Origin of the sequence: Piscinibacter sp. (assembly GCF_047600445.1) — a bacterium.
Taxonomy (GTDB): domain Bacteria; phylum Pseudomonadota; class Gammaproteobacteria; order Burkholderiales; family Burkholderiaceae_C; genus Piscinibacter.
On the sequence record NZ_JASGKT010000002.1, the window covers coordinates 143,227 to 162,865 of the forward strand.

At 71.0% G+C, this 19,639-nt stretch carries 20 protein-coding genes; 15 read left to right on the forward strand and 5 right to left on the reverse strand.

What is annotated here, in order from left to right; genetic code table 11:
* Positions 1–20: 20 nt before the first annotated feature.
* Positions 21–1,154 carry an ABC transporter substrate-binding protein gene (locus QM792_RS04615; RefSeq protein ID WP_415148053.1) on the reverse strand — a complete coding sequence of 378 codons (1,134 nt, stop codon included), beginning with the start codon at positions 1,152–1,154 and terminating at the stop codon, positions 21–23.
* Between the two features lie 82 nt (positions 1,155–1,236).
* Here QM792_RS04615 and QM792_RS04620 point away from each other — a divergent pair, with 82 nt between their 5' ends.
* Genes QM792_RS04620 through QM792_RS04630 form a run of 3 tightly spaced genes read left to right on the forward strand, consistent with a single transcriptional unit; the run spans position 1,237 to position 4,718 of the window.
* Positions 1,237–3,291 (forward strand): molybdopterin-containing oxidoreductase family protein, encoded by a 2,055-nt coding sequence (locus QM792_RS04620; protein WP_415148055.1) that lies wholly within the window; start codon positions 1,237–1,239, stop codon positions 3,289–3,291.
* Positions 3,292–3,308: 17 nt separating this feature from the next.
* Positions 3,309–4,382 carry an aminopeptidase gene (locus tag QM792_RS04625; protein ID WP_415151581.1) on the forward strand — a complete coding sequence of 358 codons (1,074 nt, stop codon included), beginning with the start codon at positions 3,309–3,311 and terminating at the stop codon, positions 4,380–4,382.
* Between the two features lie 3 nt (positions 4,383–4,385).
* On the forward strand, positions 4,386–4,718 hold the full coding sequence (locus tag QM792_RS04630) for a polyhydroxyalkanoic acid system family protein (protein ID WP_415148056.1): 333 nt from the start codon (positions 4,386–4,388) through the stop codon (positions 4,716–4,718).
* Positions 4,719–4,794: 76 nt separating this feature from the next.
* Here the strand turns inward: QM792_RS04630 and QM792_RS04635 are convergent, their stop codons facing one another.
* Entirely contained in the window at positions 4,795–5,052 is a 258-nt protein-coding gene (locus QM792_RS04635) for an acyl-CoA-binding protein (protein WP_415148058.1), read from the reverse strand.
* A gap of 98 nt (positions 5,053–5,150) precedes the next feature.
* On the opposite strand from QM792_RS04635, the gene QM792_RS04640 reads away from it, so the two are divergent.
* Positions 5,151–6,575 (forward strand): wax ester/triacylglycerol synthase family O-acyltransferase, encoded by a 1,425-nt coding sequence (locus QM792_RS04640; RefSeq protein ID WP_415148059.1) that lies wholly within the window; start codon positions 5,151–5,153, stop codon positions 6,573–6,575.
* Positions 6,566–8,722, forward strand: coding sequence for a PAS domain S-box protein (locus tag QM792_RS04645; RefSeq protein ID WP_415148061.1), 2,157 nt, complete (start codon positions 6,566–6,568; stop codon positions 8,720–8,722). The genes QM792_RS04640 and QM792_RS04645 overlap by 10 nt, the downstream gene beginning before the upstream one ends.
* On the opposite strand, the gene QM792_RS04650 is transcribed toward QM792_RS04645, so the two are convergent.
* From QM792_RS04650 to QM792_RS04660, 3 genes are all read right to left on the reverse strand, one after another.
* On the reverse strand, positions 8,723–9,427 hold the full coding sequence (locus tag QM792_RS04650; protein ID WP_415148062.1) for a response regulator transcription factor: 705 nt from the start codon (positions 9,425–9,427) through the stop codon (positions 8,723–8,725).
* A gap of 62 nt (positions 9,428–9,489) precedes the next feature.
* Positions 9,490–10,263 (reverse strand): hypothetical protein, encoded by a 774-nt coding sequence (locus QM792_RS04655; RefSeq protein WP_415148063.1) that lies wholly within the window; start codon positions 10,261–10,263, stop codon positions 9,490–9,492.
* Positions 10,264–10,285: 22 nt separating this feature from the next.
* Positions 10,286–10,948, reverse strand: coding sequence for a TetR/AcrR family transcriptional regulator (locus QM792_RS04660; protein ID WP_415148065.1), 663 nt, complete (start codon positions 10,946–10,948; stop codon positions 10,286–10,288).
* Between the two features lie 122 nt (positions 10,949–11,070).
* Here QM792_RS04660 and QM792_RS04665 point away from each other — a divergent pair, with 122 nt between their 5' ends.
* The 10 genes from QM792_RS04665 to hisA all read left to right on the forward strand — a co-directional run bounded on the left by QM792_RS04665 (position 11,071) and on the right by hisA (position 19,639).
* Positions 11,071–11,994 (forward strand): ABC transporter ATP-binding protein, encoded by a 924-nt coding sequence (locus tag QM792_RS04665; protein WP_415148067.1) that lies wholly within the window; start codon positions 11,071–11,073, stop codon positions 11,992–11,994.
* On the forward strand, positions 11,991–12,758 hold the full coding sequence (locus tag QM792_RS04670; protein ID WP_415148068.1) for an ABC transporter permease: 768 nt from the start codon (positions 11,991–11,993) through the stop codon (positions 12,756–12,758). The genes QM792_RS04665 and QM792_RS04670 overlap by 4 nt, the downstream gene beginning before the upstream one ends.
* An 84-nt stretch (positions 12,759–12,842) precedes the next feature.
* A complete protein-coding gene (locus QM792_RS04675) occupies positions 12,843–13,112 on the forward strand; it encodes a BolA family protein (RefSeq protein ID WP_415148070.1) in 270 nt (89 codons plus the stop codon).
* Positions 13,113–13,205: 93 nt separating this feature from the next.
* Positions 13,206–14,465, forward strand: coding sequence for a UDP-N-acetylglucosamine 1-carboxyvinyltransferase (gene murA / locus QM792_RS04680; RefSeq protein ID WP_415148072.1), 1,260 nt, complete (start codon positions 13,206–13,208; stop codon positions 14,463–14,465).
* 76 nt (positions 14,466–14,541) lie between these two features.
* Positions 14,542–15,192 carry an ATP phosphoribosyltransferase gene (gene hisG / locus QM792_RS04685; protein WP_415148073.1) on the forward strand — a complete coding sequence of 217 codons (651 nt, stop codon included), beginning with the start codon at positions 14,542–14,544 and terminating at the stop codon, positions 15,190–15,192.
* Positions 15,189–16,511, forward strand: a complete 1,323-nt coding sequence (hisD, locus tag QM792_RS04690) for a histidinol dehydrogenase (RefSeq protein ID WP_415148074.1) — start codon at positions 15,189–15,191, stop codon at positions 16,509–16,511. The genes hisG and hisD overlap by 4 nt, the downstream gene beginning before the upstream one ends.
* Positions 16,511–17,593: a histidinol-phosphate transaminase gene (gene hisC / locus QM792_RS04695; protein ID WP_415148076.1), complete on the forward strand. Its 1,083-nt coding sequence runs from the start codon at positions 16,511–16,513 to the stop codon at positions 17,591–17,593. Before hisD ends, hisC begins: the two co-directional genes overlap by 1 nt.
* The gene (gene hisB, locus QM792_RS04700; RefSeq protein WP_415148078.1) at positions 17,593–18,186 is read left to right on the forward strand and encodes an imidazoleglycerol-phosphate dehydratase HisB; all 594 of its coding nucleotides are present in this window, start codon (positions 17,593–17,595) and stop codon (positions 18,184–18,186) included. The genes hisC and hisB overlap by 1 nt, the downstream gene beginning before the upstream one ends.
* A 1-nt stretch (position 18,187) precedes the next feature.
* Positions 18,188–18,835: an imidazole glycerol phosphate synthase subunit HisH gene (gene hisH, locus QM792_RS04705; RefSeq protein WP_415148079.1), complete on the forward strand. Its 648-nt coding sequence runs from the start codon at positions 18,188–18,190 to the stop codon at positions 18,833–18,835.
* Between the two features lie 57 nt (positions 18,836–18,892).
* The gene (hisA, locus tag QM792_RS04710) at positions 18,893–19,639 is read left to right on the forward strand and encodes a 1-(5-phosphoribosyl)-5-[(5-phosphoribosylamino)methylideneamino]imidazole-4-carboxamide isomerase (protein ID WP_415148081.1); all 747 of its coding nucleotides are present in this window, start codon (positions 18,893–18,895) and stop codon (positions 19,637–19,639) included.

A 19,639-nucleotide genomic window follows, 5' to 3' on the forward strand; every position in this document is an offset into this window, starting at 1 on the left:
GCGCAGGACCGGAGGGCATCTTAGCGCCGGACCTTGCCGTCCTCGGTGAGCATCGATACCTCGACGAAGTGCGAGGCCACGTGGTCCCTCGGGCCGAAATCGACGCGGAAGCCGCCGAAATCGGCCTTCTGGATCGATTCCAGCGCGCTCACCAGCCCCTCGCGCGACGGGTTGCGGCCGGCGCGGCGCAGGCCCTCGGTGAACACCTTGGCGGCGAGGTAGCCCTCCATGCTGGAGTAGTTGGGCTGCGTGTCGCCGCCGGCCTTGGCCACCGCGTCGAGGTACTCGCGCGAGATCGCCGTGGTGGTCGAGAACGGGAAGGGCACCACCTGGCTGACCATGATGCCGCGGCCCTCGCGGCCCAGTTCGTCGGCCAGCGCCTGCGTGCCGACGAAGGAGACGTTGAAGAAGGTGCCGCCGTAGCCGGCCTTGCGCGCCTCGCGGATGAAGGCGGCGCAGGACTTGTAGGCGCTGATCTGCACCACCGCGTCGGGCCGCTTCGGCACGATCTCGGCCACCGCCTTGGCCACGTCCACGGTGTTGCGCTGCACCGTGCCCAGCGCCGCCGGGTCGAGGCCCAGCGGCTTGAGCGCGCGCGTCACGCCGGCGAGCCCGGCCAGGCCGTAGGCGTCGTCCTGGTAGAACACGGCGATCTTCTTCAGCCCCAGCGAGGTGAGCTGCTTGACGATCAGCGCGGTCTCGTCGTAGTAGCTCGCGCGCAGGTGGAACACCGATTTGCTGAACGGGTCGCGCAGCGATTCGGCGCCGGTGAAGGGGCCGAAGAAGGGGATCTTCGCCTCGTTGACCAGCGGCAGCGCGGCCACGCAGGTGGGCGTGCCGACGTAGCCGATCAGCGCGAACACCTCGTCCTTGATGAGCTTCTCGGTGTTGGCCTTGCAGCGGTCGGGCTCGTAGCCGTCGTCGAGCGCGCGCAGCTCGATGGTGTGGCCGTTGATGCCGCCGGAGAGGTTGACCTGGTCGAAGAAGAGCTTCGCGCCCCGGTTCATCTGGATGCCGAGCTGCGCGGCCGGGCCGCTCAGCGCGGCCGACTGGCCGAGCACGATGCGCGACGATTGCGCCCGGACGGGCAGGGCGGGCAGGGCGAGCGTGGCGCCGGCGGCGGCCACGCGGCGGATCGCGTCACGACGGTTCATCACGGGGGCTCCTCACGAGGCGCAACGAGGATAAGGTGCCCCCGCATCCGCGTGGCGCGGGGCGCTGTGCAATAGTTCGCGCATGCCTGCCGCCACGCCCCGATCGACCGTCCGCGCCGCCTGCCCGCACGACTGCCCGGACACCTGCGCGCTGCTCGTCACGGTCGAGGCGGGCCGCGTGGTCAAGGTGCAGGGCGACCCGGCGCACCCGCCGACGCACGGCGCGCTGTGCACCAAGGTGTCGCGCTACCCCGAGCGCACCTACCACCCCGAGCGCGTGCTGCGGCCGCTCAGGCGCGTCGGCCCCAAGGGCAGCGGCCGTTTCGAGCCGGTGAGCTGGGCAGCGGCGCTGGCCGACATCGCCGCGCGGCTGAAGGCGATCGCCGCGCGCGACCCGCAGGCCATCGTGCCCTACAGCTACGCCGGCACCATGGGCCTGCTGCAGGGCGAGAGCATGGCGGCGCGCTTCTTCCACCGCCTCGGCGCCTCGCTGCTCGACCGCACCATCTGCTCCAGCGCCGGCGGCGAGGCGCTGGCCGCCACCTACGGCGGCAAGCTCGGCATGCACCTGGCGCACTACGCCGACAGCCAACTGATCCTGATCTGGGGCAGCAACTCGATCGCCTCCAACCTGCATTTCTGGACCTTCGCGCAGCAGGCCAAGCGCAAGGGCGCGAAGCTGGTCTGCATCGATCCGCGCAAGACCGAGACGGCCGACAAGTGCCACCAGCACATCGCGCTGCTGCCGGGCACCGACGGCGCGCTGGCGCTCGGGCTGATGCGCGAGCTGGTGCTCAACGACTGGCTCGACCACGACTACATCGCGCGCCACGTCGAAGGCTGGCCGGCGCTGCGCGAGCGGGCGATGGCATGGACGCCCGAGCGCACCGCCGAGGTCTGCGGCATCACGCCCGACGAAGTGCGCCAGCTCGCGCGCGACTACGGCACGACCAAGCCGGCGGCGATCCGCCTGAACTACGGCATGCAGCGCGTGCACGGCGGCGGCAGCGCGGTGCGGCTGGTGGCGATCCTGCCCTGCCTGGTGGGCGCGTGGCGGCATCCGGCCGGCGGCATGCTGCTGTCGGCCTCGAGCTGGTTCAAGCGCTTCCGCGACGACGTGGCGCTGCAGCGGCCCGAGCTTCTCGGCGCGCGCCGGCCGCGCACCGTCAACATGGTGACCATCGGCGACGACCTGCTGCGCGAGGCCTCGCCCGGGTTCGGGCCGAAGATCGAGGCGCTGGTGGTCTACAACAGCAACCCGGTGGCGGTGGCGCCGGAGTCGCCCAAGGTGGTGCAGGGTTTCGCGCGCGAAGACCTGTTCACCGTGGTGCTCGAGCAGTTCATGACCGACACCGCCGACCACGCCGACTACGTGCTGCCGGCCACCACGCAGCTCGAGCACCTCGACGTGCACGCCAGCTACGGCCACACCTACGTGATGTTCAACGAGCCGGCGATCCCGCCGCTCGGCCAGGCCAAGCCCAACACGCAGATCTTCCGCGAGCTGGCCGCGGCGATGGGTTTCGACGAAGCCTGCTTCCGCGACGACGACGAGACGCTGGCGCGCGCCGCGCTGCGCGAGATCGACTTCGAGGCGCTGCGCCGTGACGGCTGGCTCAAGCTGCCGCTGCCCGACGCGCCCTTCGCCGACGGCGGCTTCGCCACGCCCTCGGGCAAGTGCGTGATCGACGCGCCCGGCCTGGGCGTGCCCGACTTCGTGCCGAACCACGAGTCGGCGCTGTCCGCGCCCGGGCTGGCGCGGCGCTACCCGCTGGCGATGATCTCGCCGCCGGCGCGCAACTTCCTCAACTCCAGCTTCGTCAACGTGGCCAGCCTGCGCGACATCGAGGGCGAGCCGCTGGTCGAGATCCACGAGGCCGACGCGCTGCCGCGCGGCATCGTCGACGGCGCCACGGTGCGCCTGTTCAACGATCGCGGCAGCTACCTGTGCAAGGCGCGGCTGTCGACGCGCGCGCGGCCGGGCGTCGTCAACGCGCTGGGCATCTGGTGGCGCAAGCTCGGGCTGGAAGGCCGCAACGTCAACGAGCTGACGCACCAGCGGCTCACCGACATCGGCCGGGCGCCGTCGTTCTACGACTGCCTGGTCGAGGTGGCGCCCGCCACCGCCGCGACGTGAACCGGCGGTTGCTGCGGATGGCGGGGCTGGGCCTGATCGGGGTGGGCGTGCTGGCGGCGGGCGTGCTGTGCCTGGGCACCGGCTGCAGCTCGATCGGCTACTACGCGCAGGCCATCGACGGCCACCTCTCGATGCTGCGCGCCGCGCGAGCGGTGCCCGAGCTGCTCGGCGACGCGGCGACCGACGCCGCGCTGCGCGAGCGCCTCGCGCTCAGCCAGCGCATGCGCGACTTCGCCATCGCCGAGCTGAAGCTGCCCGACAACGCCAGCTACCGGCGCTACGCCGACCTGAAGCGCGGCGCGGCGGTGTGGAACGTGGTGGCCGCGCCCGAGCTGAGCCTGCAACTGAAGACCTGGTGCTACCCCATCATGGGCTGCGCCGGCTACCGCGGCTACTTCGAGCGCGACGCGGCCGAACGCCACGCCGCGCTGCTGCGCGAGCAGCGCTACGAGGTCAGCGTCTACGGCGTGCCGGCCTACTCCACGCTCGGCCGCCTGCCCGGCGACTGGATGGCCGACCCGCTGCTGAGCACCTTCATCCGCTGGCCGGAAGGCGAGCTGGCGCGGCTGATCTTCCACGAGCTGTCGCACCAGGTGGCCTACGCCGCCGACGACACCGAATTCAACGAGTCCTTCGCGACGGCGGTGGAGCGCATCGGCAGCCAGCGCTGGCTGCGCACGCAGGCCTCCGAGGCGGCGCGCGCCGAGTACGCCGCGCTCGACGCGCGCCGGCAGGACTTCCGCGCCTTCACGATGGGCTGGCGCGCGCGCTTCGACGCGCTGTACCGCTCCGGCGCGAGCGACGACGACAAGCGCGCGCGCAAGGCCGAGCTGACGGCCCGGCTGCGCGCCGAGTACGAAACGCTCAAGCGCGAGCGCTGGGGCGGCTTCGCCGGCTACGACGGCTGGTTCGCGCGCGCCAACAATGCATCCTTCGGCGTGCTGGCGGCGTACAACGCGCTGGTGCCCGATTTCGAGCGCCTGTTCGAGCGCGGCGGCCGGGACTTCGATCGTTTCTACGCCGAGGTGAAACGCCTGGCCGCGCTGCCCAAGCCCGAACGCCGCGCCGCGCTTTCCGCAAAAGGAGATTGACCCATGCCCGACATCCGCATCCACCGCACGCACGCCCTCGGCCTGAAGAAGGCGCGCGAGGTCGCCCAGGCCTGGGCCGCCAAGGTGCGCAAGAAGTTCGACATGGAGTGCACGGTGCTGGAGGGCAAGACCAGCGACACCGTGCAGTTCACGCGCGCCGGCGTGAACGGCCGCCTGGTCGTGGCGGCCGACCACTTCGACCTCGACGCCAAGCTCGGCTTCCTGCTCGGCGCCTTCAGCAAGACCATCGAGGGCGAGATCGAGAAGGAACTCGATGGGCTGCTGGCGACCAAGAGCAAGCCGGCGGCGAAGAAGGCGGTGGGGAAGAAGAAGTAGCGGTGGGGTGCGGCAAAGGACCGTCCGGGGCGCTCGCGGCGCGGGCGCCCCGGACGGTCTCTTGCCAGCCCGCGCGTCAGTCCTTGAGCGACTCGATCAGGTCGATGTACTCCTGCATCGCCTCGTCCGCGCCCTTGCCCTTCAGCTCGTTCCAGGCGTCCCACTTGGCGCGGCCGACCATGTCGGTGAAGCCGGGGCGCTTGCTGTCCACGTCGCCGGCGGTGGCCTGCTTGTAGAGCGAGTAGATCTTCAAGAGCGTGGCGTTGTCGGGTTTCTCGGGCAGGTTCTTCGAGTCGGCCACCGCCTGCTCGAACGTCTTCTTGAGGTCGGCCATGAGAGCGTCTCCTGTGGGTGAAAATCGGCATTGACGCTAGCGATGTTACCCAGCATCTTGGCGGCCCGATTCGAACGACATTCCCACAGGAGGCCCCGATGCCGCTAGCCGTCGAGCGCATGTCGCGCGTTGACACCGCGTGGCTGCGCATGGACAACGACGTCAACCTGATGCTGATCGTCGGCGTCTGGATGCTGCAGCCGGGCATCACGCACGCCGACCTGTGCCGCCGCATCGAGGACAAGCTGCTCAAGTACGACCGCTTCCGCCAGCGCGTGGTGCAGGACGCGATAGGCGCCAACTGGGTCGAGGACGAGCATTTCGACATCGAGCACCACGTCGTGCGCGAGGTGCTGGAGCCGCGCCCCGGGCAGTCGATGCGCGACGCGCTGCAGGAGCGCGTCGGCGAGCTGGCCACGCAGCCGCTCGACCCGCGCCGCCCGCTGTGGCAGTACCACCTGGTCGAGCACTACGAGGGCGGCAGCGCGATGATCGCGCGGCTGCACCACTGCATCGCCGACGGCATCGCGCTGATCTCGGTGGTGATGTCGATCACCGACGGCGGCAGCGCGCCGCCGCAGCGCCGCGCGCGCGAGAAGCCCGACGAGGCGCACGAGGACGACTGGCTCTCCGACGCCGTGCTCAAGCCGCTGACCGACCTGACCGTCAAGGCGATCGGCATGTACGGCAGCGGCATCGCCAAGTCGATGGAGATGCTGGCGCACCCGCAGCAGCCGCTGCTGGGCTCGCTGGACGCGGCGCGCGTCGGCTACCAGGCGGTCAACGACGCCGCGGCGCTGCTGCTGATGCCCGACGACTCGCCCACCGCGCTGAAGGGCAAGCCGGTCGGCAGGAAGGTCGTGGCGTGGAGCGAGCCGATGCCGCTCGACCGCGTCAAGACCATCGGCAAGGGCCTGGGCTGCTCGATCAACGACGTGCTGCTCGCCTGCGTGGCCGGCGCGATCGGCGCCTACCTGCGCGACAGCGGCGAAGACCCGGCCGGCAAGGACATCCGCGCGATGGTGCCGGTCAACCTGCGCCCGCTGGAAGAAGCCTGGAAGCTCGGCAACCGCTTCGGCCTCGCGCCGCTGGTGCTGCCGATCGGCATCGAGAACCCGATCGAGCGCGTCTACGCCGTGCGCCGGCGCATGGCCGCGCTGAAGGGCAGCTACCAGCCGTTGCTGGCCTTCGCGGTGCTGGCGGTGGCGGGCCTGCTGATCAAGCCGGCGCAGGACGCGCTGCTGGGCGTGTTCGCGCGCAAGTCCACCGCGGTGATGACCAACGTGCCCGGCCCGGCCAAGCCGCTGCAGTTGTGCGGCTCGACGATCCGCCAGCAGATGTTCTGGGTGCCGGCCTCGGGCGACATCGGCGTCGGCGTGTCCATCCTCACCTACGCCGGCGGCGTGCAGTTCGGCCTGATCACCGACGGCCTGCTGTGTCCGCAGCCGCAGAAGATCATCGACCGCTTCGAGCCCGAGTTCGAGAAGCTGCTGCTGCTCACGCTGATGCTGCCTTGGAGCTGACGAGCGCGCGCGCCGGCCTCGACCGGCGCCTGCTGTGGTTCAACCTGCTGGTGCTGGCGCTGGTGGCGGCGCTGGTCGGGCTGTCGCAGCACGGCAGCCGCGACGCGGCGATGGAGCGCGCGCGTATCGCCACCGAGAACATCGCCGCCGCGCTGGCGCAGGGCCTGGGCACCGAGCTGGACCGCGTCGACATCGGCCTGCGCAACGCCGCGCTGGGTTTCGAGGCCGAGGCCGCCGCCGGCGCGCCCGACGCGGCGCGCATCGAGGCGCAACTGGCGCGGCAGCTCGAGCTACTGCCGCAGCTCCAGAGCATCCGCATCGCCGACGCCCAGGGCACGGTGCGCCACGGCCGCGGCGTCGCCGAGGCGCCGCGCACCAGCGTGGCCGACCGCGAGGACTTCGCGCTGGCGCGCGACGGCGGCGCGCCCGGGTCGCTGGTGTCCGGCCCGATGCAAACGCGCATCGGGCAGCACTGGGTGGTGGCGGTGGCGCGGCCGCTGCGCGACGCGCGCGGCGGCTTCGCCGGCATGATTTGGGCCAACGTCGACGTGGCGCGCTTCGCGCCGCTGCTCGACGGCGTCGACCTGGGCCGCGCCGGCGCGATCACCGTGCGCGGCGGCGATCTCGCGCTGGTGGCGCGGCGCAGCGCGGCCGGCGCGCCGGAGGCGCCGCCGGTGGGCTCGCGCAGCGTCTCGGCCGAACTGCAGCGCGCGCTGGCCGAACAGCCCGACGCCGGCACCTTCATCGCGCGCACCGCGATCGACGGTGTCGAGCGCATCAACGCCTACCGGCGCGTCGGCGCCACGCCGATGATCGTGCTGGCGGGCCTGGCCACCGACGACTTCCTCGGCCCCTGGCGCGCGCAGACGCGCCAGGTGGCGCTGCTGGCGGCGCTCGCGCTGCTGGTGCTGGCGGCCTCCTCGCTGCTGCTGCACCGGGCCTGGGCCGGCGAGGCGCGCAGCGCGCGCTCGCTGATCCGCGAGGGCGAGCGGCACCGCGCGCTGCTGCGCGCCGCCGGCGACGGCATGCACGTGCTCGACCGCGAGGGCCGCCTCGTCGAGATGAGCGATTCGTTCGCCGCGATGACGGGCTACACGCGCGACGAGCTGGCCGGGCGCCACATGAGCCTGTGGGTGGCCGACATGGAGCCCGACGAGATGGCGCGCCGCATGCGCAGCTTCGAGGTCGGCACGGCGGTGCGCTTCGGCGGCCGGCACCGCCGCAAGGATGGCAGCGTGTTCGACGTCGAGGTGGTCTGCCTGGGCGTGCGCATCGAGGGCGAGGAGCTGCTGTTCTGCTCCTCGCGCGACGTCACCGAGCGGCGTGCGCAGGCGCGCGAGCTGAAGCGCTATCGCGACCACCTCGAGACGCTGGTGGCCGAGCGCACCGGGCAGTGGCGCGCCGCGCTGGCGCGCGAGCAGGGCCTGCGCGCCGGCGCGGAGGCGCAGGCGCGCTCGCTGCGCGAGCTGCTCGAGCAGCGCGAGGAGTTCCTGCGCCTGCTGGCGCACGAGGTGCGCCAGCCGCTGAACAACGCCTCGGCGGCGTTGCAGAGCGCGCTGTCGGCGCTGCCGGCGGAAGGCGGCGCGGCCGAGCGCATCGCGCGCGCGCAGGCGGTGATCCGGCAGATCGTCGGCAGCCTGGACAACACGCTGGCGGCCAGCGCGCTGCTGGCCAGCGCGCGGCCGCTGGACCCGCGCGACGCCGACGTCGGCGCGCTGATCGAGCTGAGCCTGGGCGACCTCGATGCCTCGCGGCGCTCGCGCGTGCGCGTCGAGCGCGTTTCGCCGACGCGCACCGCCAGCATGGACATCGCGCTGATGCGCCTGGCGCTGCGCAACGTGCTCGGCAACGCGCTGGCCTACTCGGCGCCCGATGCGCCGGTGCTGCTGCGCGTGGTCGACAGCGACGAGCCGCTGGCGCTGGTGTTCGAGGTGGCCGACGAGGGCCCGGGCATCGCCGCCGAGCTGATGCCGCGCCTGTTCGAGCGCGGCGCGCGCGGCGCGCACGGCCTGCCCGGCCACGGCATCGGGCTGCATGTGGTGCGCCGCGTGATGGAGCTGCACGGCGGCAGCGTCGACGTGCGGCCGCTGCGGCCGCAGGCGCCGCATGGCGCGGTGTTCCGCCTCTGGCTGCCGCAGGGGCGCTGACTACGCGCCGCGCAGCGGCCCGCGGAACACGTAGCCCACGCGCGACAGCGCCTGCAGGGGCACCGGGCTGGCGGTGGCGCGTTCGATGCGCCGGCGCAGCCGGTAGATGATCGCGCTGAGCGTGTTGTCGGGCTCGTCGCCGACCGGGCGGCCGAGGTGCTGGCACAGCGCTTCGCGCGTCACCGGCTGGCCCTCGGCCTGCACGAAACGCTGCATCACGGCGAGATCGAGGTCGGACAGGTCGATGCGCACGCCGTCCGGCGCGATCAACTGGCCGGCCGGGCGGTCGAGCAGCCACTCGCCCGAGCTGCTGTACGAGGTGACGCGGCGGTGCACCGCGCGCACCGCCACCACCACCTGGTCGAAGCTCACCGGCTTGGCCAGGTGCATGTCGGCGCCGGCGTCGACCACCGACGAGAACACGTCCGGCGCGAGTCGCCCCGACACCACCAGCAGCCCGGCCTGCGTGCGCCGGCGCAGGATGCGGATCAGCTCGACGCCGTCCACGCCGGGCAGCATCAGGTCGAGGATGTAGAAGTTGAACGAGAACGGCGAGGCGTGGGCCAGCAGCTCGTTGCTGTCGGCGAAGGGCTGCACCTCGATGTCGAGGCCGCGCAGGTGCGCGGCCAGGTAGTCGCGGTACTCGGCGTCGTCGTCGACCAGGGCCAGCGTGCGCGGCAGCGGCGAAGCGGTGGGGTTCGACATGGGCTGGCGTGCTCCCGGCGGAAGAACCCGGAAATTCTATCCAGCGGGCGCGCGCCGGGCGCTCAGTCCTCCAGCTCGGCCTTCGCCATCTCGACGTCGAGCCGCTCCATCGCGTCGGCGGCCTCGCAGGCGGCCGCGTCGGCGTAGAGCTTCTCGGCCTCCTTCATCTTCTTGTCGCCTTCGAGCATCACCAGGCCGTTGGCGTACTCCACCATCGCGATCGCCGAGGCCGGGTTGAGCTTGAGCGCGGTCTTGTACATCAGCAGGCCCTGGTCCTTGCTGGCGCCCTGGGTGCGGCCGAGCAGCGCGCCGACCTTGTCGATCACCTCGGCGTGGAAGGCGCCCAGCGCGATGTGCGCGTCGGCGTGGCGCGGCTGCAGCTTGATGGCCGTCTCCAGCGCCGCCTTGACCTTGCTGCCCAGGCCCTGCGCCAGCGCCTTGGCGACGCTGATGCCCTGGCTGTAGCGGCCCAGCGCGTAGGCCTGCCAGTACCAGGCGTTCGCGTTCTTCGGATCCTCGGCCTGCTGCGCCTCGGCGCGCTGGGCGACTTCCATGAACATCGCCAGCTTGGTCTTCTCGCTCTTTTCCAGGTAGTTGGCGTAGATCGCCTGGGCCTTGTTGGCCACCGTGACGCCGGCCGCGCCGGCCTTCAGCCCGGCCTCGTGGGCCTTCTGGAACTCGCCGGCGTGGAACAGCGCCCAGGCGGCCAGCACCTTGTCGTCCTTCGGTAGCGGTTCGGCGTCGCCGGCGTGCAGCCGCGCCCACTTCTTCTTCAGCGCCGCGGCGTCGTAGACGTACGCCGAGTTGTCGTGCGGAAAGGCGGTCCACTTGGCCATGATGTCTGTCTCCTTCGTTGAATCAGCGTTTTTCGTAGGAACCGGCGAGCGCGTGCAGGTGGTCGCGCTGCGAGGCTTCGAGGTAGGGCATCAGCAGGCCGAGCACGTGGAAGGCGCCGCGCAGCAGCGCCGCGCCGGCGCTTTCGGGCTCCAGCGCGCGGCGCGGGTCGCGCACGTACTCGTAGCTCAGCCAGTAGGTCAGCAGCACGGCCATCGAGGTGGCCACCGGCGCCATGTCGCGCGTGGCGATGCTCATCGCGCCGCCGCGCGTCAGCCCGGCCATCACGTTCTGGATCGCCTGGTTCTTGTCGCGCAGCACGAACTGGAAGTGCGTCTCCAGCCGGCGGTTCTTCGACAGCAGGTCGTTCAGGTCGCGGTACAGGAAGCGGTACTGCCAGATCAGCTCGAACAGCATGTGGAACAGCAGCCAGGCGTCCTCGACGTTGTTGACCTGGTCGGAGGCCTGCAGCAGCTCGCGCAGCGCGCGCTCGTAGCGGTCGAACAGGCTGTTGATCAGCTCGTCCTTGGCCGGGTAGTGGTAGTACAGGTTGCCGGGGCTGATGTTCAGCTCGGCGGAGATCAGCGTGGTCGAGACGTTCGGCTCGCCGAAGCGGTTGAACAGCTCGAGGGTGACCTCCAGGATGCGTTCGGCCGTGCGGCGCGGTTTCTTGGGGCTGCTGGCCATGGGCGGCTCTTGTGGGATGCCGGGGGAATCTAGCACCGAAGCCGCGTCGCCCGCACGAGCGTCGGCCCTAATCGCGGGCGCCGCCTGCACGCCGGCGAGCGTCTGCCTACAATCGCGCGCCGATGCCCGCCGCCGTCTCCTTCCAGAACGTCTCCAAGACCTACCGCGGCGCGCACGGCGAGTTGCGCGCCTTGAGCGATGTCGGTTTCGACATCCAGCCGGGCGAGTTCTTCGGCCTGCTCGGGCCGAACGGCGCAGGCAAGACCACGCTGATCAGCATCCTCGCCGGCCTGGCGCGCGCCAGCGCCGGGCGCGTGGCGGTGATGGGCCACGACGTGGTGGCCGACTACGCCGCCGCGCGCCGCAGCCTCGGCATCGTGCCGCAGGAGCTGGTGTTCGACCCCTTCTTCAGCGTGCGCGAGGCGCTGCGCATCCAGAGCGGCTACTTCGGCGTGAAGAACAACGCCGCGTGGATCGACGAGCTGCTCGAAAACCTCGGCCTGGCCGACAAGGCCGACGCCAACATGCGCCAGCTCAGCGGCGGCATGAAGCGCCGCGTGCTGGTGGCGCAGGCGCTGGTGCACCGCCCGCCGGTGATCGTGCTCGACGAGCCGACCGCCGGCGTCGACGTCGAGCTGCGCCAGACGCTGTGGCAGTTCGTCGCGCGGCTGAACCGCGACGGCCACACCGTGCTGCTGACCACCCACTACCTCGAGGAAGCCGAGGCGCTGTGCCAGCGCATCGCGATGCTGAAGCAGGGGCGCATCGTGGCGCTGGACCGCACCTCGGCGCTGCTGGCCGGCACCGCCAGCACCATGCTGCGCTTCAAGACGGACCAGGCGCTGCCGGCCTCGCTGGCGGCGCGCTCGCGTGTCACCGGGCGCATCGTGCAGGTCAAGGCGCACGACGCGGCCGAGGTGGAGACCATCCTCGCCACGCTGCGCGCCGCCGGCTGCCGGCCGGAAGACCTGGAGATCGGCCGCGCCGACCTGGAGGACGTGTTCCTGGAGATCATGCAGGGCGAGCCGGCGAGGGTGCCGGCATGAGCAACGCGCTGTCGGGCGCCCGCACGCTGCTCTACAAGGAGGTGCTGCGCTTCTGGAAGGTTTCTTTCCAGACCATCGCCGCGCCGGTGCTCACCGCGGTGCTGTACCTGCTGATCTTCGGCCACGTGCTGGAAGACCACGTCAAGGTCTACGACCGCATCGGCTACACCAGCTTCCTGATCCCCGGGCTGGTGATGATGAGCGTGCTGCAGAACGCCTTCGCCAACAGCAGCAGCTCGCTGATCCAGAGCAAGATCACCGGCAACCTCGTGTTCCTGCTGGTGACGCCGCTGTCGCACTGGGCCTGGTTCGCGGCCTACGTCGGCGCCTCGATGGTGCGCGCGCTGGCGGTGGGCGCCGGCGTGCTGCTGGTCACCGTGTGGTTCGCGCCGCTGCACGCCGCCGAGCCGGCGTGGATCGTGGTGTTCGCGGTGCTCGGCGCGGCCATGCTCGGCACGCTGGGCCTGATCGCCGGGCTGTGGGCGGAGAAGTTCGACCAGATGGCCGGTTTCCAGAACTTCATCATCATGCCGATGACCTTCCTCTCCGGCGTGTTCTATTCGGTGCACTCGCTGCCCGGCTTCTGGCAGGCGGTGAGCCACCTGAACCCGTTCTTCTACATGATCGACGGCTTCCGGCGCGGCTTCTTCGGGGTCAGCGACGTGTCGCCGTGGACCAGCCTGGCCATCGTCGGCACCAGCTTCGTCGGCGTCGCCGCGCTGGCGCTGCACCTGCTGCGCACCGGCTACAAGCTGCGCCACTGACGAGGCCCCCCAGTCGCTTCGCTCCTGCCCCCAAGGGGCGCCGTCCGGCTTGGGGCGGCCCGGCGCCGGACTAGAATCCCGCCCATGGCCGAACCCACCCCCGCCGACGTGCAGCGCTTCATCGCGCAGGGGCTGGCCTGCGAGCATCTCGAGGTCGAAGGCGACGGGCGGCACTTCTTCGCCACCATCGTCTCGGCCGAGTTCGAGGGCGCCAGCCGCGTCAAGCGCCACCAGCGGGTCTTCCAGGCCCTGGGCGATAGAATGCGCGAGCAGATCCACGCCCTGTCGATGAAGACGCTGACCCCCGCCGAGTGGGCTTCGCAAGCCGCCTCGGCCACCACCCACCACCACTGAACCCCGCCGCAGTGCCTGCTGCGGCGCTCGGGCCTGCGCCCAGCGCGGGTCTCGGGAGCCGGGTGGGTCGTGCGGCGCCAGCCACTCGACACCATGGACAAACTCCTCATCCGCGGCGGCCGCCGGCTGGCAGGCGAGGTCGCCATCTCGGGCGCCAAGAACGCCGCGCTGCCCGAGCTGTGCGCCACGCTGCTGACGGCCGAGCCGGTGACGCTCGCCAACGTGCCCAGCCTGCGTGACGTGAGCACCACGCTCGAGCTGCTGCGCAACATGGGCGCGAAGGCGCAGCGTTCCGAGGCGCAGCCCGACCTCGTCGCGCTCGACGCCAGCGCGGTCAGCTCGCCCGAGGCGCCCTACGACCTCGTGAAGACCATGCGCGCGTCCATCCTCGTGCTCGGGCCGCTGCTGGCGCGCTTCGGTGAGGCGACGGTGTCGCTGCCCGGCGGCTGCGCGATCGGCTCGCGGCCGGTCGACCAGCACATCAAGGGCCTGCAGGCCATGGGCGCGGACATCCGCGTCGAGCACGGCTACATCCTGGCCCGGGCGAAGCGGCTCAAGGGCGCGCGCATCAGCACCGACATGGTGACCGTCACCGGCACCGAGAACCTGCTGATGGCCGCCACGCTGGCCGAGGGCGAGACGGTGCTGGAGAACGCCGCGCAGGAGCCCGAGATCCCCGACCTCGCCGAGTTGCTGATCGCGATGGGCGCGAAGATCGAAGGCCACGGCAGCAGCCGCATCCGCATTCAAGGCGTCGACAAGCTGCACGGCGCCACGCACCGCATCGTGCCCGACCGCATCGAGGCCGGCACCTTCCTGTGCGCGGTGGCGGCGGCCGGCGGCGACGTGGTGCTGCGCGGCGCGCGCGCCGATCACCTCGACGCGGTGATCGACAAGCTGCGCGAGGCCGGCGTGACGGTGGAAGCCGGCGAGGGCTGGATCCGCGTGCAGCGCAGCGGCCGGCCGAAGGCGGTCGGCTTCCGCACCAGCGAGTACCCGGCCTTCCCGACCGACATGCAGGCGCAGTTCATGGCGCTGAACTGCATCGCCGACGGCGCCAGCACCGTCACCGAGACGATCTTCGAGAACCGCTTCATGCACGTCAACGAGCTGGTGCGCCTGGGCGCGCACATCGTCGTCGACGGCCACACCGCGGTGGTGCAGGGCGTGGAGACGCTGTCCGGCGCGACCGTGATGGCCACCGACCTGCGCGCCTCGGCCAGCCTGGTGATCGCCGGCCTGGTGGCCAGCGGCGAGACGGTGGTGGACCGCATCTACCACCTCGACCGCGGCTACGACCGCATGGAAGCCAAACTGCGCGGCATCGGCGCCGACATCGAGAGAGTCAAATGAAGCCCCCTAGCTCACTTCGTTCGCGACCCCCCGAGGGGGCGCGCAGCGCCCTTCGGGCGGCCGTGCGGGCGCTGCCATGACCAGCATCACCCTCGCCCTCTCGAAAGGCCGCATCTTCGACGAGACCCTGCCGCTGCTGAAGGCGGCCGGCATCGAAGTGGCCGAAGACCCGGAGAAGAGCCGCAAGCTCATCATCGGCACCAGCCGCCCCGAGGTGCGCATCGTGCTGGTGCGCGCCACCGACGTGCCCACCTACGTGCAGCACGGCGGCGCCGACCTCGGCGTGGTCGGGCGCGACACGCTGCTCGAACACGGCGGCCAGGGCCTGTACCAGCCGCTCGACCTGAAGATCGCCCGCTGCCGCATGAGCGTCGCGGTGCGCACCGACTTCGACTACGCCGGCGCGGTCAAGCAGGGTTCGCGCATCCGCGTGGCGACCAAGTACACGCGGATCGCGCGCGACCACTTCGCCGACAAGGGCGTGCACGTCGACCTGATCAAGCTCTACGGCTCGATGGAGCTGGCGCCGCTGACCGGGCTGGCCGACGCGATCGTCGACCTGGTCTCCACCGGCAGCACGCTGAAGGCGAACAAGCTGGTCGAGGTGGAGCAGATCATGCAGATCTCGTCGCGGCTGGTGGTCAACCAGGCGGCGCTCAAGCTCAAGCGCGAGGCGATCCGCGGCATCATCAACGCTTTCGAGCGCGCGGTGGGGGCATCGGCATGAGCGCGGTCGCGATCCGCCGGCTCGCCACCGCGAGCGCCGATTTCGAGGCCGAATTCGCGCGTGTGCTGCACTGGTCGGCCGAGACCGATGCGGCGATCGAAGAGCGCGTGGCCGCCATCCTCGCCGACGTGGAAAAGCGTGGCGACGCGGCGGTGCTCGAATACACGCAGCGCTTCGACGACCTCGCCGCCGGCTCGATGGCCGAGCTGGAGATCACGCAGGCCGAGCTGCATGCCGCGCTGGAACAGATCACGCCGGCGCAGCGCCACGCCTTGCAGGCCGCCGCGCAGCGTGTGCGCAGCTACCACCAGCGCCAGCTCGAGGCCTGCGGCCGGAGCTGGAGCTACCGCGACGCCGACGGCACGCTGCTGGGCCAGAAGGTCACGCCGCTGGACCGCGTGGGCATCTACGTGCCCGGCGGCAAGGCGGCCTATCCGTCCAGCGTGCTGATGAACGCGCTGCCGGCGCAGGTGGCCGGCGTCGGTGAGATCATCATGGTGGTGCCGACACCGAAAGGCGAGCGCAACCCGCTGGTGCTGGCCGCCGCCGCCGTGGCCGGCGTCAGCCGCGCCTTCACGATCGGCGGCGCGCAGGCGGTCGGCGCGCTGGCCCACGGTACGGCGACCATCCCCGCCGTCGACAAGATCACCGGCCCGGGCAACGCCTACGTGGCCAGCGCCAAGCGGCGCGTGTTCGGCAAGGTCGGCATCGACATGATCGCCGGGCCGAGCGAGATCCTGGTGCTGGCCGACGGCAGCACGCCGCCCGACTGGGTGGCGATGGATTTGTTCAGCCAGGCCGAGCACGACGAGCTGGCGCAGAGCATCCTGCTGTGCCCGGATGCGAACTACATCGCCGAAGTGAAAGCCGCGATCGACCGCCTGCTGCCGCAGATGCCGCGCCGCGAGGTGATCCGCGCCTCGCTGGAAGGCCGCGGCGCGCTGATCCACACGCGCTCGATGGACGAGGCCTGCGCGATCAGCAACCGCATCGCGCCCGAGCACCTGGAAGTCTCCAGCCGCGAGCCGGCGCGCTGGGAGCCGCTGCTCCGGCACGCCGGCGCGATCTTCCTCGGCGCCTTCACCAGCGAGAGCCTGGGCGACTACTGCGCCGGCCCGAACCACGTGCTGCCGACCTCGGGCACCGCGCGCTTCAGCTCGCCGCTGGGTGTTTACGACTTCCAGAAGCGCAGCAGCCTGATCGAAGTGAGCGAGGGCGGCGCGCAGGTGCTGGGGCCCATCGCCGCCGAGCTGGCCTACGGCGAGGGCTTGCAGGCGCACGCGCGCGCGGCCGAGATGCGATTGAAGGACCGGAAGTGATGAACCTCGAAGAACGCATGCGTCGCGTGATCCGCCAGGACGTGCAGTCGATGCATGCCTACGCGATCCAGCCCAGCGCCGGGCTGGTCAAGCTCGACGCGATGGAAAACCCGTTTCGCCTGCCCGAGCCGCTGCAACGCGAACTCGGCGAGCGGCTCGGCCGCGTCGCGATCAACCGCTACCCGACGCAGTGCGTGGCCGACGTGATCGCGGCCCTGACCGACCACGTCAAGCCGCCGCCCGGCTGCCAACTGATGCTGGGCAACGGCTCGGACGAGCTGATCGGCCTGCTCGCGCTGGCCTGCGACGTGCCCGGCGCGACCATCCTCGCGCCGCTGCCCGGCTTCGTGATGTACGAGATGTCGGCGAAGCTGCAGGGCCTGAACTTCGTCGGCGTGCCGCTGACGGCCGAGTTCGAGCTGGACGAAGCCGCCATGCTCGCGGCGATCGAAGGGCATCGCCCGGCCATCACCTACATCGCCTATCCGAACAACCCGACCGCGAACCTGTTCGACGACGCGGTGATCGAGCGCATCGTCGCCGCCGTGGGCCGGCAGAACGGCCTGGTGGTGTTCGACGAGGCCTACCAGCCGTTTGCGTCCAGGACGTGGATGCAGCGCATGGGCCGGCACGAGCACGTGCTGGTGCTGCGCACGCTGTCGAAGTTCGGCCTGGCCGGCGTGCGCCTGGGCTACATGGCCGGCGCGGCGGCGCTGGTCGCCGAGGTCGACAAGGTGCGCCCGCCCTACAACATCGGCGTGCTCAACGCCGAGGCGACGCTGTTCGCGATAGCACACGCCGGCGAGTTCGCGCGCCAGGCGGCCATTCTTTGCGAGGAGCGCGCACGCTTGCAGAAGGCGCTGGCCGCGATGCCCGGCGTGAAGCCGTTCCCGAGCGAAGCGAACATGATCCTGGTGCGCGTGCCGGATTCGAAGCGCGCCTTCGAGGGCATGAAGGCACGCGGCGTGCTGGTCAAGAACATCGCCGGCCTGCACCCGCTGCTGGCCAACTGCCTGCGCCTGACGGTGGGCACGCCGGAAGAGAACACCCTGATGATCGACGCGCTGAAAGCGAGCCTGTGATGAGCCAGAGAACCGCCGACGTCACCCGCAACACCAAGGAGACGCAGATCCGCGTCGCGCTCGACCTCGATGGCACGGGCGAGGCGAAGCTCGCCACCGGCATCGGCTTCTTCGACCACATGCTCGACCAGATCGCCCGCCACGGGTTGATCGACCTCGACATCACCGCCAAGGGCGACCTGCACATCGACGGCCACCACACCGTGGAGGACGTGGGCATCACGCTGGGCATGGCGGTGGCGCAGGCGGTGGGCGACAAGAAGGGCCTGACGCGCTACGGCCACGCCTACGTGCCGCTGGACGAGGCGCTGTCGCGCGTGGTGGTCGATTTCTCCGGCCGCCCCGGGCTGCACATGGACGTGCCCTTCAAGGCCGGCATGGTGGGCGGCTTCGACACCCAGCTCACCTACGAGTTCTTCCAGGGCTTCGCCAACCACGCGCTGGTGACGCTGCACATCGACAACCTGAAGGGCGACAACGCCCACCACCAGGCCGAGACGGTGTTCAAGGCCTTCGGCCGCGCGCTGCGCATGGCGCTGACACTCGATGCGCGCTCGGCGGGCGTGATCCCCTCCACCAAGGGCAGCCTCTGAGATGGGCAAGACCGTCGCCGTCGTCGACTACGGCATGGGCAACCTGCGCTCGGTGTCGCAGGCGGTGATGCACGCGGCCGGCGGCAGCGGTTTCGAGGTGATCGTCACCTCCCGGCCCGAGCAAGTGTTCGCCGCCGAGCGCATCGTGCTGCCCGGCCAGGGCGCGATGCCCGACTGCATGCGCGAGCTGCGCGACTCCGGCCTGCGCGAAGCCGTGCTCGACGCCGCCGCGCGCAAGCCGATGATGGGCGTGTGCGTGGGCATGCAGATGCTGCTCGAGCGCAGCGAGGAAGGGCCGACCGACGGCTTGGCCCTGATCCCCGGCGAGGTGCTGCGCTTCCGCCTCGAAGGGCGCCTGCAGCCCGACGGCAGCCGCTACAAGGTGCCGCAGATGGGCTGGAACCAGGTGCTGCAGTCGCGTCCGCACCCGGTGTGGGCCGGCGTGCCCGACGGCGCGTGGTTCTACTTCGTGCACAGCTTCCACGCGCGCCCCGCCGAGCTGCGGCACAGCGTCGGCGAGACGGATTACGGCGGACGCTTTACCTGCGCGGTGGGCCGGGATAATATTTTCGCCACCCAGTTCCACCCCGAGAAGAGCGCCGAGCAAGGCCTCGCGCTGTACCGAAACTTCCTGCACTGGAATCCCTGACGGCTTTCCCCTGCACACCTCCTCGGGTGCCCCACTTCCCCACCACGCCCATCGGCCATGCTGCTGATCCCCGCGATTGACCTGAAAGACGGTCGATGTGTCCGCCTCAAGCAGGGCGACATGAACGACTCCACCACCTTCGGCGAAGACCCGGCCGCGATGGCGCGGCGCTGGGTCGACGCGGGGGCGCGGCGGCTGCACCTCGTCGACCTGAACGGCGCCTTCGCCGGCAAGCCGGTCAACGAGGGCGCGATCAAGGCCATCCTGGCGGAAGTCGGCGACGAGATCCCGGTGCAGCTCGGCGGCGGCATCCGCGACCTCGACACCGTCGAGCGCTACCTCGACGACGGCCTGAGCTTCATCATCATCGGCACCGCCGCGGTGAAGAACCCCGGCTTCCTGCACGACGCCTGCTCGGCCTTCGGCGGCCACATCATCGTCGGGCTCGACGCCAAGGACGGCAAGGTCGCCACCGACGGCTGGAGCAAGCTCACCGGCCACGAGGTGGTCGACCTGGCGCAGAAGTTCCAGGACTACGGCGTCGAAGGCGTGATCTACACCGACATCGGCCGCGACGGCATGCTCAGCGGCATCAACATCGAGGCCACCGTCAAGCTCGCGCGAGCGCTGACCATTCCGGTGATCGCCTCGGGCGGGCTGTCGAACATGGCCGACATCGACAAGCTCTGCGCGGTGGAAGACGAAGGCATCGAGGGCGTGATCTGCGGCCGCGCGATCTACACCGGCGACCTCGATTTCGCCGCCGCGCAGGCGCGCGCCGACCAGCTCAACGGCGAGGGCTGA